Here is a 15,770-nt window from a genome sequence, read left to right as displayed (position 1 = left end):
TATCCTGATTTCTGGTCTGCTTAGCTTTTAAAGACTAGCCACATGCCTTGGTGAATAAGGAGATTGCGGCATATGAGGCTTATAGAAGTAATTTGTTTATTTTGTTTGTAACCACATCGGTTTTGTTTTGATAATCGCTTTGTGAATAGCGCAATCTGCGGTATGTGCACCGGCGAGATAACCGATACTCATCAGGAACTCACCAACAATCTCCCCTCCGGTAAACTTGAATGTTTTCTTAAACAACTTTACCCATTCTTCTTTCGTTTTAGGGTTATGGTGCTCCAGCCATAGTTCAAATGATCCGAATTCCTTTTGCAGATCCAGAATCGTTTTGGCATTTTCAATGGCCGCATTTACTTTTAGGCGGTTTCGGATAATGCCGGCATCTGCTAATAACCGCTCCCTGTCCTGTTCTGTATAAGCTGCTATACTGGCAATATCAAACTGGCTATAGGCTTTCCTAAAGCTTTCTTCTTTTTTTAAAATAGTCTCCCAACTCAGTCCGGCCTGATTGATTTCCATAATCAAGCGACCGAATAATTCATTATCATCGTGAATGGGAAAACCATAATGGTTGTCATGGTAATTCTTATGTAAGGCCCTTCTTTCTTCAGGCATCGTATCGATAACAGCGCAGTAAGACATTGTATTTATATTTTAAGGAAGGTTAAGCTCCATTCCGTTTTTGTGAACACTTTCCATACAAAAATAAGACTTTATACTTGTTTGCGGGACGCAGCAATGCTGTATAAATAAAAAAGGATGCTTCCTTAAAAGCATCCTTCTATCACCCGGATTATCGTTTATTGGGCTATTTCCGCCTTGCTCGTAATTGCAATCCTGTTCCATGCATTGATGGTTACGATGGCCATAATCAATTGAGATAAATAATGCGGATCAAATAATTGGGCCGCCTTGTTGTAGACCTCATCAGAAACGCCGTGTTCGTGTATTTTGGTCATCTCTTCGGTCAAAGCGAGCACTGCTTTTTCGTCTTCAGTAAATAAGTTCGTTTCTCTCCATGCATTTAAGAGGAAAATACGCTGTTGGGTTTCTCCGTTCTTTAAAGCATCCTTAGTATGCATATCGATACAAAAAGCACAGCCATTGATTTGTGAGGCGCGGATTTTTAAAAGTTCCTTATGCGTTTTGGAAAGCCCGCTGGTTTGCAAATAGCCTTCCAGGGCATACATGGCTTTATAGGCCTGAGGTTCTGTTTCCTGAATATTGATTCTCTTTTCCATTGAAATGTTTTTATAAGGCAAAGATAGAGCGGCGAGAAGATAATTTGCTTAAACTGGTTTAAGAACGCCTTTTGGCCCTGATCTCACTTATATATTCGGGGGTACAGCCCAGGTAATTGGCCAACAGGTATTGGGGTACCCTTTGTACAAACTCCGGAAAATTACTGCTGAATTGAAGATATAATTCCTCCTTAGAATAACCGTAAAGAAACTTAACCCGCATTTGTGCCGCAGCAGCGGTAATCTGGTACACCTGTCGGAAATAAGTTTCCATAAACGGGAAATCGTTGAGTAATTGGGCATAAGCTGTAGCCGTGATGCTCAATACCTCAGTTTTCTCCAATGCCTGAATGGCAAAGGAAGAAGGCTGCTGCCGGATAAAAGAAAAGAGATCGGCCAACCACCATTGTTCAATGGCAAATTGCGTTGTTTGTTCCGCGCCCTTTTCATTGATAAAGAACATCCGCATACAGCCCGAGAGCACAAAATATTTTTTCTTGCAGGTTTGTCCCTCCGATAAAACCTGTTCTTTTTTCTGTAATAGCTCCTGATTAAAATAAGTACAAATCCCGGTGAACTCCGCTTCTGTGATCGGGACGAATTTTGCGATGTGTTGTTTAAACTGATCCGGCATTATGTAAGGAGTATAGGGTATTGATTAGCGTTTTATAAGTACAAATGTAATACATAATCCAAACCCTTGCTTTCGGTTTGAGGTGTGGCTTGCAGCAGATCAGGCAAAATCAGCCTCAATAAGTGCTCTGTTAATCGCCGCGCCGGCAAAAGCTCCGGAGGCTACCGCAGCAGACACCGCGCGCATCATAGTGGTGTTATCGCCGCTGGCATAAATACCCGGAACAGTCGTTTGCTGCATAGTGTCAATCTGGAGCAGACCCTGTTCTGTTAAGAGGCAACCCAATTGTTCCGGTATGCTGCAATGCTGGTGGAACGGGATTTTGGCATATATCGCATTAAAAGGCAGAGCCTTTCCATCATCCAAAACCAGTTGTTGCACCTGTCCCTTGTTGTGGTCTATAGCCTTGATCTTTGTTTCAACAATCTCAACACCCCGTTCCTGTAATACCTTTGCTTCTTCCTCATTAAGTGGCGAAGGCCCGTTGGTCAGCAAAGTGAGTTGGCTGGTCCAGTTCAGGATCATTTTAGCAAACTCAAAGGCGATTGGGCCATTGGCTATAATACCCGTTTTTTGATGACGTACTTCATAGCCATGACAATAGGGGCAATGGATCAGAGAAATACCCCAGCAGTCGGCAAAGCCTGGAATGTCCGGCATCTGGTCGGCTACGCCGGTCGCAAAAAGGAGTTTACCTGCTGTGAAATCCTGGCCTGTTTTGGTTTGTATGCTAAATCCCTCCTGGATGCTGCTGCCGCTTACTGCAAGGTCCGATATAAATTGTACCGTAGCGTATTGGGCTACTTCTTCCCTTGCGATACGGCTTAGTGCCTGTGGTGTTGCTCCATCCCGGGTCAGGAAATTATGTGAATGCGGGGTCTGTGCATTGCAAGGCTTACCGCTATCGATCACCAGTACCTTCCGAAGTGCACGCCCTAACGCCATAGCTGCGGATAAGCCCGAATAGCTACCGCCGATAATGATCACATCGAAATGTTGTTGTGCTGCCATATGTTGATTTGTTTTTGTTTGTATGTAAAACACCGGATAGGGTGTATTTTTGCCAAAAGTAATTCATTTATTCTTATTATTGCAACTAAGTCGCAATAATTAACCATAATTTTATGAGTGTCCGTCAAACAAAAACAAAATCATTAATCCTGGAATCGCTTCAGAAATCGAAACAAGCCATTTCTCATGAAACCATACAGCATGAGCTGGAAGGGCATGTAGACCGGGCCACGATCTATCGGGTACTGAATCGTTTTTGTGAAGAAGGTATTGTGCACCGGGTCGTGGGCGATGACGGGAAGCAATATTTTGCCATTTGCCTGAATTGTGCAGAACAACACCATCAACACAATCACTTTCATTTTCGCTGCATTAGTTGTGGTAAAGTAGAATGCCTGCAACAGGAGATCGCCCTGAATTTACCCAAAGGATATAAGGCCCAAAACTTCAACGGAGTGGTATCCGGGTATTGCGACCTTTGTACACGTACAGATAAATAGAAAATGGCTCGAAGGACCTGATACAAGCCGGAAGTTTATAAAATTGATAAAAACTATTATGCAATTTAAATAGGCAACTTACCCCAAAAAAAGGGGATGGGCAAACTTCAGGAATCAAGCCATTGGCCTATGTGCTGCGGTATTATAAGTAAGTAAGGAACAGTCATAAGAAATCCCTTGNNCAAGGGATTTCTTATGACTGTTTTACAAACTTTCTGGTACTCCTGCTTCCGTCGGCGGCGGTTACTTGCAGGAAATAGAGTCCGGGAGAAAGACTTTCCACATTTATTTTCCATATATTATCGCCGGGTAATGCATGCTCCTCACGGCTTAATCGTAAGCCTCCGGACAGATCATTTATCACTATTTTTACGGTTGACCGGCCGCTGCTAAGAAGGCTTAGCGCTAGTTCCTGATGTACCGGATTAGGCATGAGTTCAAGTAATTGTATTGTGGATGCTACGGGTTTCATCGATGTAGTACAGCCTGTAATCCGCTCCAGAAGCTCGTCCCGTCCTTCTCTTAGCCCTTGTATGGTAGGGCTCACAATCGTATCAATTTTAAGACCATTGCGCTGGCATTGATACCAATCGTCGTAATACCAGCCCAGGCCGGTAAAGTATAGCTGGGTTGCATTTGGCAAATTCACATAATTCACATTGCCATCTGCCCCTGCCGTTTGCGTTCCTATGACCTTGGCATTTGCAGCATTGCTCAGGTATTGTACGGTATACTCGCCATGGCTTTGGGTCTCCTGATTAACAATCAAGTATAGCTTTCCGGAATAAGGAGCAGGGTTATTCCAGGTACCATGATTATTCAGGTCTGTATGTACGGTAAAAAGTCCCGGTGCTTTTATATCCGGATTGAAGTAGCGGGCAGACATAGTCGGTTGCTGCAGAAAATACCGGGCAAGCGTGGGAAATGTGCCTTTCGGGTAATTACGGCAATCTAAAATAATGCCGGGTTTTGTTTTGAATTCTTCATACATCTGTGCGCATTGGCTTATGGTCAGTTTACCCATATCCACATAACCGTAACCATTACAAACTGTTTTCCATGCGGGACCATCCGAAGCTTCCTTCCAGGCATTCCATGTTGCCCCTTCCAGATTATATTGCATTAAGTGGGTATACAATTGCCCCGAAGCGTTCCTGAATTCAAAGTTAACAGCACTGTTGTAAGCCCTTCTTACTAAAAAAACAGATAAATTCCGGTAAAAAGTTGCCTCATTAGAAGCTGCAATGATATTTCGATACCTCGCAGCAATGTCTGCTATGTTTTCGCCATCAATCTTTACTATTTCATCGCCAACCTGAAATCCGGTTGTACCGGGGTAGACTTTATATACAACAATCTTATTTTCGTACCAGCGAAATTGGGCACCCAATGCTCCGCGACCCAGATAATCAGATAAAGATACACTACTAAATGAAGCATGCGCATCATCTATATTTGATTGCATTTTTGCGAATGCGAGTGTATAATCCAGGTTACCCGTCGCAGTCCTCATATCTGTAATGGTATGTTTCAAAACAGTATCCCAGGATACATCGTTAAGCTTGCGGTAAGGCCCGAAATAATTAAACGTATTCCAATAGTAAAATGTAAGTGCCAGCCGATCTTTCTCCAAGGTATAATCGGGGATAAAGTTCGGTTCGTCGTAACGAAGGTCTAAATAACTGGTATAATCATAATCTGTGTAGTCATTGAAGATGATACGGCATGCTAAGGAATCGTTTTTACCGGCACGGCTCTTAAATGTTTGCAGGAAATTTTGCACGGTAGTAGAAAAATTACTATTGTTAATCCAGTCCAGGTTAAGGTTCAGATTCGAATCTGCTGCCGGTGCTACCGTGGAGAGTTGTGGCGGAATTTGCCCCACAAAGTTCAACATATTATTCAATGAATTGTTGAAAGAGGCATTAGACGGAGCCGTAGATACGAGGGTGATATTCTCCCGTAAAAGGCTGTCCCAGTTTACCTGGCAGGTTTTGGGATGATAGTATTTTATATATCCCCATACTTTACACAAACCCCATAACCGCCCCTCTGCATTATCCGGAATCTGGCTATGGGCTTTATTACCGAAAATAGCAATTATAAAAACAAGATTAAGTAGTAAAATTCTTTTCATGTTGAGCTGTCTTTTGTATGAATGAAGCAATATTGATCTGCTGCTATCGCTGATCGCGGCCGGAAAATGTCCTGTAAATATAGAATCAAGATTTTGTTTTCGAAAATACCAGTTCATATAGTAAACCTTTGGGTTCATACTTATTGCTTTTGAATTTACCAATTGGGATTTGGTGTAGGACAGGGCTAATGTCTCATGGAAACAATATTATAGTGCTTAATCAAGATTTGTGTCGATATAAAGCAGGGAAAGGGCCTAAACTACTGCGTAAAAGGGTGGCGCGTGTAAAATTATGTCTATGTCGGCCATGTTTTGCCAGTTTCCTTTGACCGTAGGCTACTTATGTTGTAATTTCGCTGCAAATTAAAATAAACGATTATTCCTATGTACGAATATACTTCCTCCAAATCATTATTTGAACGAGCACAACAAAGTATTCCGGGAGGGGTCAACTCGCCGGTGAGGGCTTTTAAAAGTGTGGGCGGCACCCCGGTTTTTATCAAAAAAGCAAAGGGTGCATACCTGTATGATGAGGATGGACAGGAGTATATTGACTATATCGCTTCCTGGGGGCCGATGATCTTAGGCCATGCCTACACACCGGTTATAGAAGCCATTCAAAATAAAGCGGCAGACTCTACTTCTTTTGGTGCGCCTACAGTATTGGAAATAGAAATGGCGGAACTGATCCGTTCTATGACCAAAAATGTAGACCTGATCCGGATGGTGAATAGTGGTACGGAAGCCTGTATGTCTGCCATTCGATTGGCAAGAGGCTATACCGGCAAAAATAAATTTATCAAATTTGAAGGCTGCTATCACGGCCATGCCGATATGTTTTTGGTAAAAGCAGGCAGTGGAGTCGCTACATTTGGCATTCAGCATGTACCGGGCGTAACTGCAGGTATTGCCAACGACACCCTTACCGCTCCTTACAATGACCTGTCCGCAGTACAACAATTAGTGGCCGAGCATAAAGATGAAATTGCCGCGATCATTATTGAACCGATCGCCGGTAATATGGGTTGTATTTTACCGGAAGCCCAATTCATTAAAGGTTTGCGTGCACTTTGCACTCAGGAAAATATATTATTGATTTTTGATGAAGTAATGACGGGCTTTAGAATGGCTGCCGGCGGAGCACAGGAGAAACTGGGTGTAGATGCCGATCTGGTCACTTATGGTAAAGTGATCGGTGCAGGTATGCCCGTAGGCGCATTTGGGGGTAAAAGAGCCATTATGGAGCATATTGCTCCTTTAGGAAATGTATATCAGGCGGGTACCTTAAGCGGTAATCCTTTGGCTATGGCCGCAGGCTGTGCCCTCTTACAAGCGTTGAAAAACAATCCGCAATATTATACAGAACTGGAGGAGAAAACCATATATCTCCGAGAGGGATTAGATCAGGTGCTGAACGCAAGCGGAGTCGATTACGTCATCAATCAGATGGGTAGTATGATCAGCATTCATTTCTCCAAGCAGGCGGTCACAGATTTTGCCAGTTCGGCAGCATCCGATATTCCCTTCTTTAGCCGCTTTTTCCATGCCATGTTGAAACGCGGTATTTATCTTCCGCCTTCTGCATTCGAAAGTTGGTTTTTAAATAATGCCTTAAGCTACGCAGACCTGGATAAAACAATTGCGGCTGCAAAAGAAAGTTTAGCCGAAATCATGGCTTAATATAAACAGAACAAACATATTTTGGATAAAACTGCTCTTAAAACAATTGTAATTATTGGCGGTGGTGCCGCAGGTTTTTTTTGTGCGGCAACATTTGCACACAGAAAAGATACGCGGGTCCTGCTGCTGGAGAAATCGGGTAAATGGCTGAGTAAGGTGAAAGTGAGTGGTGGCGGGCGCTGTAATGTGACCCACCAATGCGATAGCATTGCCGATATGGCAAAGAAATATCCCCGTGGTGAGCAGTTTGTGAAAAAAACCTTTCATCAGTTTTTTGTACCCGATACCATTAGCTGGTTTGCAGCGCATGGCGTAAAGCTCAAAGCAGAGGCAGATAACCGTATGTTTCCGATCACTGACGATTCCCAAACGATTATCGACTGTCTGATGCGGAAGGTAGCCCAACAGCAGGTACATTTAAAACTCAATCATCACGTTACACAGATCCTTCCTGAAGAAGGGCGCTATCGAATACAACTAAAGGGTTTGGAAGATATTGTGGCAGATATTGTTGTATTGGCATCAGGAGGCTTTCCGAAGCTGGATCAGTTTGACTGGATGAGTACTTTAGGGCATAATATCCTTTCTCCCGTACCTTCTTTATTTACCTTTAATATTCCGAAACATCCCATTGCACAATTGATGGGTTTAAGTGTGCCCAATGCGCTGGTTAAAATTACCGGAACCAAGCTACAGCAATCGGGACCTTTGCTGATTACACATTGGGGTTTGAGCGGGCCGGCAGTGTTAAAGCTGAGTGCTTATGGTGCCTTAGCTTTAGCAGAGGCTAATTACCATTTTTCGATCCAGGTCAACTGGCTGAACGATTTTAATGAAGAGACCCTCAGAGCACATTTGCAGTATTATAAACAGCAGCATCCACAACAAAAAGTAATCAATACACAGGGGCTGCAAATGCCCGCGCGGCTATGGGGATTTATGTTGTTGGAAAGTGAGCTCGGCCCGGAACAGCGATGGACAGATCTGCCAGCAAAACTATTTAATAAACTGGTGAAGAACCTTGCCGCTTATGAATTTGAAGTAAAAGGAAAAACAACCTTTAAAGAAGAATTTGTGACTGCCGGTGGGGTAGACTTATCAGAGGTGAATAGTCAAACCATGGAAAGCAAGCGGCATCCCGGTATTTACTTTGCGGGGGAAATCTTAAATATAGATGGGGTAACCGGAGGCTTTAATTTTCAAAATGCCTGGACAACAGGATATATTGCTGCCCAGAACATTGCGGCTACTTTAGAACGCTAAGTTACTTTTTGCCTGTTGCAAAATCTTTAAATTCCTTTTTTGTTGCAGGCAGGGTGAATACATCGCTCAGGCTGCTATAGTTTTCCCGATCCTTAAGATGAGGATAAGCCTCTTTAAGGAAATCCATTTTATTATCATCAAACATAATCCAGGACGATATGGTACGTACATCGGCCGTGTACACCGGATGTTGTGCGATATAGTCCTTTGCTAAAGAAAGTTTTTTCGTGTCCTCTTTTACCGCCTCAATCTGTTTTTGCAGCCTGCTTAAGTCACTTTGCGGACTCATATTTACCTCATTTTCTGCAAGCGGTACATCTTTACGGAAATCTGGTCTTGCTGCGGGCGGCGGTGGGGTATAGGTGCCCGGAGACTCATTTATATTCTTAATGTACAATTTACGGGTAGTGACATCTACGACACAATCATAAGTAAAGCCGGGTTTTATTTTAAAATCGCCGCTATACATTAATTCCGCTTTTCCGCCTTTGCCATCAACATAAGCACGAAATTTATACACCTGAATATTGTGTCGTTTACGGGGAAGGTCAGCAATAGTGATCAGGGTATTCACCTTTTTGAAGTCACGGCTGTTAATCGTTACCAACAGCGGTGCGCCGTCACTCAACCGTATATTTAAGGTACTTCTATTGCCTTGTGCCCCTGCAAAAATGGTCTGGAATAATAAGAACAGAACTGCTGCAATATTTTTCATTTTCAATAAATTTGGGGTTTGACCATGAAAATGGTAAAAAGTTAAACCGAAAGTACTAATTTAGTTAAAATCATTTTTACTATTTCTTACATTTGCACCATGCGTTTTAAAAGTATTTTGTGTTTAAGTGCCTTTCTGTTGTTGCTTTTGGCTTCTTGCAAAAAGAAGACCGAAGAAGCAGCCTATGATCCGGAAAAGTCTTATTTCTCCATCAAGCAGTTTATTGCCGACCAATATGATCTTAAAAAAGGACAACCTTTTGTATTTAGAAAATATACAACGGTAAATGGTAAAACCGATTCTGCTTTTGTCCCTTATGATGAAGTAGACTGGAATACTATTTTTAAACTGTTCTGTGCTACAGATATCAGCGACAATAAATATTTTGATCAATACGATTTTAATAATTTCGACGACAATACTTTAGAAACGTCAATCATGACCTACACCGCCAAAAGTCCGGATATGTTTGTACAGAAGTTTAATGTGAACTACGACAACATTACGGGAAAGATTGGGATGGTGTATGCGGAAACAGCCGACAATGGTAGGTTTCATTCCAAACAACAGAAACTGGCTTATTATGTGAATGAGAAAATTGTGATAATGGAAACAGAAAAGTCGCTGATGTCCGATCAGAAAGAAGTCATGATCACCTATCAGTTCCCTTAAACTATTCTCCATGCTCCCCTTTTTTTTCCAGGAACAATTGCCTCAAGATGCAGTACCGTATACTTTAGACGAAACAACCTCTAAGCATTGTATACAGGTATTGCGTATGAAAGCAGGTGATGCCTTATTACTTACCGATGGTAAAGGTACCCGTATAGAGGCTACCATTACCCTTGCTGAACGTAAACATTGTCAAGTGCAATGCCATACCGTAACAAAGGTGCCGGCGAGGCCGATGGCCTTTGCCTTGGCCATTGCTTTCACCAAAAATAACAGCCGTAATGAGTGGTTATTAGAAAAAGCCACGGAGATGGGTATCGAAGCCATTTATCCTATTGTAACCGAACGCAGCGAAAAAGATAAATTAAAAATGGATCGTTTGCAAAGTATTCTGACAGCGGCAATGCTGCAATCACAGCAATGTTATTTGCCCCGCTTAGCAGATGCAATATGCCTGAAGGATTTATACAAACAGGAGCTCGGTATATATCCTCAGAAATTTATTGCCCACTGTATCGATGAGCAAGAAAGAAAATCGTTCCTCCATAGCTTGCAGCCACAGCAGGGCGCATTGGTGCTGATTGGGCCCGAAGGCGATTTTTCTCCTGCAGAGATTGAATTGAGTATGAGCCATGGATTTGCCCCGGTCACATTCGGGCAAAACCGATTAAGAACAGAGACCGCAGGCTTATATGCCTGCACGGTATTTAATGCGGTACATTATGGTTAAGATTTATAGTTTTTTACTGCTTCTTTGTTGTGCTTTTGGGAGCACGGCACAACAATTGAAAATAGGCTTGCTGGTTTATGGTGGTGGGGGAGATTGGTATGCCAACCCAACCTCAATCAAAAACCTGGCGGCTTTTTGTAATCAAAACCTGAATACCCAAATCGATACGAAAGAGGCTCAGGTAGAAGTCGGCAGCGCCAATATTTTTAACTACTCCTTTTTGCATACGACTGGTCATGGCCGTATGTTTTTTACAGATGCTGAAGCGAAAAACCTGAGGCTGTATTTAGAAGCGGGTGGTTTCTTACATATCGATGATAACTATGGTTTAGATCCTTATGTACGTCCCGAAATGAAGAAAGTATTTCCCGAACTGACTTTTGTAGAATTGCCCTTTTCGCATGCCCTTTATCATCAGAAATATGAGTTCTCAAACGGATTGCCAAAGATACATGAGCATGATGGCAAACAGCCTAAAGGCTATGGTTTGATCTACAAAGGCCGCTTAGTTTGCTTCTATACCTATGATTGCGATCTGGGCGATGGATGGGAAGATCCTGAAGTGCATAAAGATGCGCCGGCAAAGCGTTTGCAAGCCTTACAAATGGGTGCGAATATTATTCAGTACGTCTTTACGAAATAGATTTTATGAAATCCGTATATAGGCACTCACTTTGTTCCTCCTTTTTGTGGGAACAAAAGGACCAAAAATGCCTGTTTTCATCAAGACAAAAGGTAGCAATAGTTATAAGCGGAAACTAAAATGATAATTAAGTCTTTGTTTCCTAAAAGCCGATACCCGATATAATTTTTTTGTGGAATGAGAAAAGGCCTTGCATCTTATGGGTAAATACGAAGATATGAAACCTGTAATGAAAATAGCCGAACCTTGTCATGAAAACTGGAATGACATGACTCCCAATGCGACTGGCCGCCATTGTGCCCTTTGCAACAAAACGGTAGTCGATTTTACAAACTGGGAAACCGATGATATACGCCAGTATATAACGAATAACGCCAACACTTGCGGCCAGATGAGCGTAGATCAGTTGCAAGAGGAAAGTATTCAACCTGTCGCTTTTCTGCCCGAAATAGTTCGCTCCTCACTGCCTTACTGGAAAAAAATAGCCGCTGTGGTCGTCCTGTTTTTTAGTTTAGCTTCTTGTGCCAATGCTCAAGAGCCTTTAGGTGAAGTAGCACCTGTGAAGGTAGATACCCCTAAAGCAGATACAATCAGACCGATGATCTTAGGTAAAATTATTTGCCCACCCAAAACAACTGACATAAAAATACCTGTAGTAGATACCATCACACCGGTGATGAGGGGCGAAATCACAATTGAACCGGCACCGCGGCCTCCTGTCAAAAAAACAATCCAGAAAAAGAAATAAAGGGTTACCGGGTAAATGTTGCCCGGTAAACAGATTGATTTTTGTTTTCATCTTCCGCGATAAGCTTCAGCGTTTGACTTCCGGTAGGGCAATGTTCGTCCGGTACATAAGTGTAGGTGTTGCCCTTTCTGGAGAAACAAACCCATTGATCATTAATAAACCCTTTTAAGCCTGTAACAAAAGTGAGGTTGTCTGTAACCGTAAATTGTATCAGCGATTTACTTTGTGGATTGATCCGGATTATTTTGGGAGCAGTAGTGTCTATTGCGACACTATAGTTGCCAAAACTGCGTACTTTGGCCACCGCATAACCACTGTCCCAGTGTGCGGCTTGGGCTTCCTGGTCATTGCTTCCGGGAAGGGCTGCTTTGGGGATTTTATGGATAAAAACAAGTTTTTCATACAGGTTTGGTGGCAATGTTTTGTGTAATTTGATCCCCAACACAAAATAATCATGTGCCGGGATTTCCGGTTTCAATATTTCGAAAAAGTTAGAGAGTTTAGTTGGTTGAAGCGATTCTCTGATGTTAAAGCAAACATCGTCGTACAATACATTTTCGGGTAACATCAGATAGACATTGCCGGTAAAGTGCTTGTATATATTTCTTTGCCCTGCCTTAAAGATGCCCTTGCATGCAGTTGTTGGTGTTGCCGCTCTGTACTGTACGCTGTGGCTTATACTAGCCGTGTTCCCTAGTGCATCTTTCATAATGATCCGAATCTGATGGATGCGCCCGTCAGAAATATCGAGTACGCCATTGTCCACCATGTTTTGGTACACCTCCAAAGGATTATTGGGGAGTCGGTATAAGCCATGTAACCAGATACCCTTCATTTGGTACGTTCTGAAATCGGCGTAGGCATTCACGGCCCTGTTTTGAGCAAAGTTCAATTGAGTAATTTGCACTTCGGAGATCAGTTGCTCGTCGGCATATAATTGTAAACCCGTAATACCCAACCAATTGGTACTGCCATTAGTAAAATCTTTGGCATCAGTACCCAGCATGATTTTTTTATATGAAAGGAAAGTTGTTTTGCCTGCAGTATATTTTCCCGGGGCGCTTTGTTGGAGCTTGAGCAACAATGGAGTTTGTCCAAAAAAACTTTCAGCATTATACACCGCTAGTTTAGTGGCTTTAGGTGCGATATTATCCTTGACCGGCAATCCAAAAAATAAGGCATTATATACCGCTTCAGTTTTGGTATCCCTGATCTCAAAATGCAGGTGCGGTGCGGTAGAGCCGCCCGTATTACCACTATACGCGATTTGAGCGCCCTGTTGATATTGAAATTGTGTTGAGGAGAGGCCTTTTAGATCCACATTCCATTTTTGTTGGCGGTATTGCTCTGCTTTCACATAGGCCATTACTTCCGGCATAAAATTGTTTAAATGCCCGTAAACCGTTGTATATCCATTGGGATGCTCCATATATATACAGTTGCCATAACCCGCATGAGATATAGATATTCTACTGATAAAGCCATCTGCAGCAGCCAATACCGGAAGGTTCTCCTTATTATTCGTCTTTAAATCAATACCGGTATGGAAATGATTTGGGCGGCATTCTGCAAAACTGCCGGCGAGCTGTATGGGTATCTTTAAAGGACTGATAAAATCATTTTTGGGAAATTGGTCTTGTGCCCGGACAGTAGTATAACAGATCAGCGAGAGGAATAGGAAGCAAATATTTTTCATTCTTGAGTACTAAATTTGGGTAAAAGTAAAAAGTAATTACTAAATCGTTTGGGAGATCAATATCAATACCCTAAATTTAGCCCTGTAAATTTTATTAATATTATAAAAACCATTTATTTATGAGAAAAATAGTCCTCATTCTTTTATGCAGTGTATCCTTTGCTTCCTGCTCTTTCTTAGAAACCAGAAATGCGACAGAATTCAATAATGCTATTGTAACAGAACAAAATGCCATCATTACTCAGGTGATCGGCCTGAACAATGCCATCACAACACTGGATAGCGCCGGTGCACAGCAAAAAAGAGTACAATTAATCGCCAGTGTGGATGCCTGCTTGGCAAAGGTAGACAAGCTTGAGTACAAAGGCGATGATAAAGGCCTGAAAGCGAACTTTATAAAACTGCTTAACTTTTACAAAGCTACTTTTTCAAATGAGTATACCCAAATCATTGCGATATCATTTGATAAAAATGCGACCGCTACAGATGCGACTAAAATACAGAACATGACGAACAATATCGTCAAAGAAGAAGAAGTATTGGATAATAAGTTTCAGGCAGCGCAACAAGAATTTGCCAAAGCGCATAATATGCAAATTGAAGAAAATGAAATGCAGAAGAAAATAGACCAAATGTCTAAATAGTTTGCAAAAAACAGTATTAAAAAAGGCTTCCAAAAATTTTGGAAGCCTTTTTTAATACCCGAATATTCCTTCAGATTATTTAGAAAAGCGAATAGCTGTTTTACGATCAGCTTCTCTTGCTTTATCATCAGCATTTTCGTCTACTGTTGCAAATTTTTCACCATAACCTTCAGCACCCGTTACCTGTGCACCAACACCTGCTTTCGTTAAAGCAGCTTTTACCGCATCGGCACGACCCTGAGATAATTTTAAATTACCGGCATCGTCGCCTTTTTTATCGGTATAAGCACCCACTTTAATTTTAGCATCTTTAAATTCTTTTAAGATAGCGATAATATTATCCAATTGAACGGTAGAAGCTTCTGTGATTTTTGTGGTTCCGAATTCGAAGTTTAAGTTATCAAAATTGAACCACTTATTTTTTAAGGCTTCATCATTAGCCGCATTTTTATACTCATCAGATTGGATGAACTGTACCATCTGATCTTCAATACCACCTTTATAGGCATTTAAAGTAGCGCCGCTAGGTAAGGTAATCACGAAACTTTCTCTACCCGAAGCTGCTGTCGTTGCAGCAGGAGTATCAGGTATGGCAACTGTTGCTGCAGCAACTGCCGGAGTATCTGTAGCAGTACTACCACTGTTATTTTTATTACAACCATCTTTGGTAAACCACCAGATAAGGCCACCTACTGCCGCTAGGATCACCAAAGGCACCAGCCAGCTATTGCCTTGTTTTTTGCGAGCCTGTGTATAACTTGGGCCATTATGTAGTGTTGTTGTTCCGGAGTTGACAGGATTTGCCGTTGTGGCTGCAGCAGCACCTAGTCCGCCTAAACCTAAGGCTGCACCGATACCGGCAAAGTCAAAACCAGCAGGAATGAACGTGCTCAAGGCATTTTTTTGCGTATTTAAGTAAGTACTCAAGCCATTCGCATCCAGATTTTGTTCTGCACTATACTTGCCTACTGCACCTAAAGTAGCTGCCGAGGTAATGCCTAATACACTATTAGCCGTTGATTCTTTCACACCACCAAAAGAGGATAATGCGCTTACGATATGGCCAAGCTTATCACCAAATAAAGACTTTAAGATGGTCCAGATATTAAAACCGGTACCATTAGCAGGTTCCGTAGCTCCCAGCATACTGGTCAGGTTTCCTAAAATGCCGCTATTGGCTGCACCCTTAACCATATCGAAAACACCGCTCGAATTGCCGGATGATTTAGAAATAAGGCTGCCTAAGATAGTGGGTAGCGCGGCGCTGATCACTTTGGAAATGCCGGATTCAGATTCTCCTGTGTTTTCCGCAATTTGGCCTGCAAGATTGGACGGAAGATAGTTTTTTACGATGTCTAAGATGTTCATTGTTTTTTAGTTTTAAGAGATTTTTAAAGTGTATTGATCATAGTAACTCACAACAAAAGAATACATTTTTATTTAATAATTA

The 15,770-nt window shown here is 42.1% G+C and carries 16 protein-coding genes; 8 read left to right on the top strand and 8 right to left on the bottom strand.

Going from position 1 to position 15,770, the window contains the following annotated elements; all coding sequences use genetic code 11:
- Positions 1 to 96: 96 nt before the first annotated feature.
- From DBR32_RS04665 to DBR32_RS04650, 4 genes are all read right to left on the bottom strand, one after another.
- On the bottom strand, positions 97 to 648 hold the full coding sequence (locus DBR32_RS04665; RefSeq protein WP_124635144.1) for a DNA-3-methyladenine glycosylase I: 552 nt from the start codon (positions 646 to 648) through the stop codon (positions 97 to 99).
- Between the two features lie 158 nt (positions 649 to 806).
- Complete coding sequence (locus DBR32_RS04660) at positions 807 to 1,247, bottom strand: carboxymuconolactone decarboxylase family protein (RefSeq protein ID WP_124635143.1); 441 nt, start codon at positions 1,245 to 1,247, stop codon at positions 807 to 809.
- 58 nt (positions 1,248 to 1,305) lie between these two features.
- The gene (locus DBR32_RS04655; protein WP_124635142.1) at positions 1,306 to 1,881 is read right to left on the bottom strand and encodes a Crp/Fnr family transcriptional regulator; all 576 of its coding nucleotides are present in this window, start codon (positions 1,879 to 1,881) and stop codon (positions 1,306 to 1,308) included.
- Between the two features lie 99 nt (positions 1,882 to 1,980).
- Positions 1,981 to 2,892 carry an NAD(P)/FAD-dependent oxidoreductase gene (locus DBR32_RS04650; protein ID WP_124635141.1) on the bottom strand — a complete coding sequence of 304 codons (912 nt, stop codon included), beginning with the start codon at positions 2,890 to 2,892 and terminating at the stop codon, positions 1,981 to 1,983.
- A 113-nt stretch (positions 2,893 to 3,005) separates the two neighbouring features.
- Between DBR32_RS04650 and DBR32_RS04645 the strand changes: the two genes are divergently transcribed.
- Positions 3,006 to 3,392: a Fur family transcriptional regulator gene (locus tag DBR32_RS04645; RefSeq protein WP_124635140.1), complete on the top strand. Its 387-nt coding sequence runs from the start codon at positions 3,006 to 3,008 to the stop codon at positions 3,390 to 3,392.
- Positions 3,393 to 3,585: 193 nt separating this feature from the next.
- Here DBR32_RS04645 and DBR32_RS04640 read toward each other — a convergent pair whose 3' ends face one another.
- Positions 3,586 to 5,529 (bottom strand): S41 family peptidase, encoded by a 1,944-nt coding sequence (locus tag DBR32_RS04640; RefSeq protein WP_158605907.1) that lies wholly within the window; start codon positions 5,527 to 5,529, stop codon positions 3,586 to 3,588.
- A gap of 384 nt (positions 5,530 to 5,913) precedes the next feature.
- Between DBR32_RS04640 and hemL the strand changes: the two genes are divergently transcribed.
- Entirely contained in the window at positions 5,914 to 7,209 is a 1,296-nt protein-coding gene (hemL, locus tag DBR32_RS04635; RefSeq protein WP_124635138.1) for a glutamate-1-semialdehyde 2,1-aminomutase, read from the top strand.
- Positions 7,210 to 7,230: 21 nt separating this feature from the next.
- Positions 7,231 to 8,472 (top strand): NAD(P)/FAD-dependent oxidoreductase, encoded by a 1,242-nt coding sequence (locus DBR32_RS04630; protein WP_233559661.1) that lies wholly within the window; start codon positions 7,231 to 7,233, stop codon positions 8,470 to 8,472.
- A 1-nt stretch (position 8,473) separates the two neighbouring features.
- Here the strand turns inward: DBR32_RS04630 and DBR32_RS04625 are convergent, their stop codons facing one another.
- A complete protein-coding gene (locus DBR32_RS04625) occupies positions 8,474 to 9,187 on the bottom strand; it encodes a DUF4476 domain-containing protein (protein WP_124635137.1) in 714 nt (237 codons plus the stop codon).
- Between the two features lie 99 nt (positions 9,188 to 9,286).
- Here DBR32_RS04625 and DBR32_RS04620 point away from each other — a divergent pair, with 99 nt between their 5' ends.
- The 4 genes from DBR32_RS04620 to DBR32_RS04605 all read left to right on the top strand — a co-directional run bounded on the left by DBR32_RS04620 (position 9,287) and on the right by DBR32_RS04605 (position 11,980).
- The gene (locus DBR32_RS04620) at positions 9,287 to 9,859 is read left to right on the top strand and encodes a hypothetical protein (RefSeq protein ID WP_124635136.1); all 573 of its coding nucleotides are present in this window, start codon (positions 9,287 to 9,289) and stop codon (positions 9,857 to 9,859) included.
- Between the two features lie 10 nt (positions 9,860 to 9,869).
- Positions 9,870 to 10,589 carry a 16S rRNA (uracil(1498)-N(3))-methyltransferase gene (locus DBR32_RS04615; protein WP_124635135.1) on the top strand — a complete coding sequence of 240 codons (720 nt, stop codon included), beginning with the start codon at positions 9,870 to 9,872 and terminating at the stop codon, positions 10,587 to 10,589.
- Positions 10,582 to 11,232, top strand: coding sequence for a DUF4159 domain-containing protein (locus DBR32_RS04610; RefSeq protein ID WP_199724361.1), 651 nt, complete (start codon positions 10,582 to 10,584; stop codon positions 11,230 to 11,232). Before DBR32_RS04615 ends, DBR32_RS04610 begins: the two co-directional genes overlap by 8 nt.
- 217 nt (positions 11,233 to 11,449) lie before the next feature.
- Entirely contained in the window at positions 11,450 to 11,980 is a 531-nt protein-coding gene (locus DBR32_RS04605; RefSeq protein ID WP_124635134.1) for a hypothetical protein, read from the top strand.
- Positions 11,981 to 11,984: 4 nt separating this feature from the next.
- Here DBR32_RS04605 and DBR32_RS04600 read toward each other — a convergent pair whose 3' ends face one another.
- Positions 11,985 to 13,676: a M23 family metallopeptidase gene (locus DBR32_RS04600; RefSeq protein ID WP_124635133.1), complete on the bottom strand. Its 1,692-nt coding sequence runs from the start codon at positions 13,674 to 13,676 to the stop codon at positions 11,985 to 11,987.
- A 119-nt stretch (positions 13,677 to 13,795) separates the two neighbouring features.
- Here DBR32_RS04600 and DBR32_RS04595 point away from each other — a divergent pair, with 119 nt between their 5' ends.
- The gene (locus DBR32_RS04595; RefSeq protein ID WP_124635132.1) at positions 13,796 to 14,320 is read left to right on the top strand and encodes a hypothetical protein; all 525 of its coding nucleotides are present in this window, start codon (positions 13,796 to 13,798) and stop codon (positions 14,318 to 14,320) included.
- Positions 14,321 to 14,395: 75 nt separating this feature from the next.
- Here DBR32_RS04595 and DBR32_RS04590 read toward each other — a convergent pair whose 3' ends face one another.
- Positions 14,396 to 15,688, bottom strand: a complete 1,293-nt coding sequence (locus DBR32_RS04590; protein WP_124635131.1) for an OmpA family protein — start codon at positions 15,686 to 15,688, stop codon at positions 14,396 to 14,398.
- Between the last annotated feature and the right edge of the window lie 82 nt (positions 15,689 to 15,770).

It is taken from the genome of Taibaiella sp. KBW10, assembly GCF_003852495.1.
Classification (GTDB): Bacteria; Bacteroidota; Bacteroidia; order Chitinophagales; family Chitinophagaceae; genus Edaphocola.
The sequence above is the reverse complement of the archived record's forward strand: the minus strand, read 5'-3'. Positions and strand labels throughout refer to the sequence as shown.

What these genes read in the sequence shown, in the direction of transcription:
- DBR32_RS04660 (WP_124635143.1), bottom strand. Translation starts at nt 1,247, where the DNA reads ATGGAAAAGAGAATCAATATTCAGGAAACAGAACCTCAGGCCTATAAA.
- DBR32_RS04640 (WP_158605907.1), bottom strand. Translation starts at nt 5,529, where the DNA reads ATGAAAAGAATTTTACTACTTAATCTTGTTTTTATAATTGCTATTTTC.
- hemL (WP_124635138.1), top strand. Translation starts at nt 5,914, where the DNA reads ATGTACGAATATACTTCCTCCAAATCATTATTTGAACGAGCACAACAA.
- DBR32_RS04665 (WP_124635144.1), bottom strand. Translation starts at nt 648, where the DNA reads ATGTCTTACTGCGCTGTTATCGATACGATGCCTGAAGAAAGAAGGGCC.
- DBR32_RS04655 (WP_124635142.1), bottom strand. Translation starts at nt 1,881, where the DNA reads ATGCCGGATCAGTTTAAACAACACATCGCAAAATTCGTCCCGATCACA.
- DBR32_RS04605 (WP_124635134.1), top strand. Translation starts at nt 11,450, where the DNA reads ATGAAACCTGTAATGAAAATAGCCGAACCTTGTCATGAAAACTGGAAT.
- DBR32_RS04600 (WP_124635133.1), bottom strand. Translation starts at nt 13,676, where the DNA reads ATGAAAAATATTTGCTTCCTATTCCTCTCGCTGATCTGTTATACTACT.
- DBR32_RS04590 (WP_124635131.1), bottom strand. Translation starts at nt 15,688, where the DNA reads ATGAACATCTTAGACATCGTAAAAAACTATCTTCCGTCCAATCTTGCA.
- DBR32_RS04595 (WP_124635132.1), top strand. Translation starts at nt 13,796, where the DNA reads ATGAGAAAAATAGTCCTCATTCTTTTATGCAGTGTATCCTTTGCTTCC.
- DBR32_RS04615 (WP_124635135.1), top strand. Translation starts at nt 9,870, where the DNA reads ATGCTCCCCTTTTTTTTCCAGGAACAATTGCCTCAAGATGCAGTACCG.
- DBR32_RS04620 (WP_124635136.1), top strand. Translation starts at nt 9,287, where the DNA reads ATGCGTTTTAAAAGTATTTTGTGTTTAAGTGCCTTTCTGTTGTTGCTT.
- DBR32_RS04610 (WP_199724361.1), top strand. Translation starts at nt 10,582, where the DNA reads ATGGTTAAGATTTATAGTTTTTTACTGCTTCTTTGTTGTGCTTTTGGG.
- DBR32_RS04650 (WP_124635141.1), bottom strand. Translation starts at nt 2,892, where the DNA reads ATGGCAGCACAACAACATTTCGATGTGATCATTATCGGCGGTAGCTAT.
- DBR32_RS04645 (WP_124635140.1), top strand. Translation starts at nt 3,006, where the DNA reads ATGAGTGTCCGTCAAACAAAAACAAAATCATTAATCCTGGAATCGCTT.
- DBR32_RS04625 (WP_124635137.1), bottom strand. Translation starts at nt 9,187, where the DNA reads ATGAAAAATATTGCAGCAGTTCTGTTCTTATTATTCCAGACCATTTTT.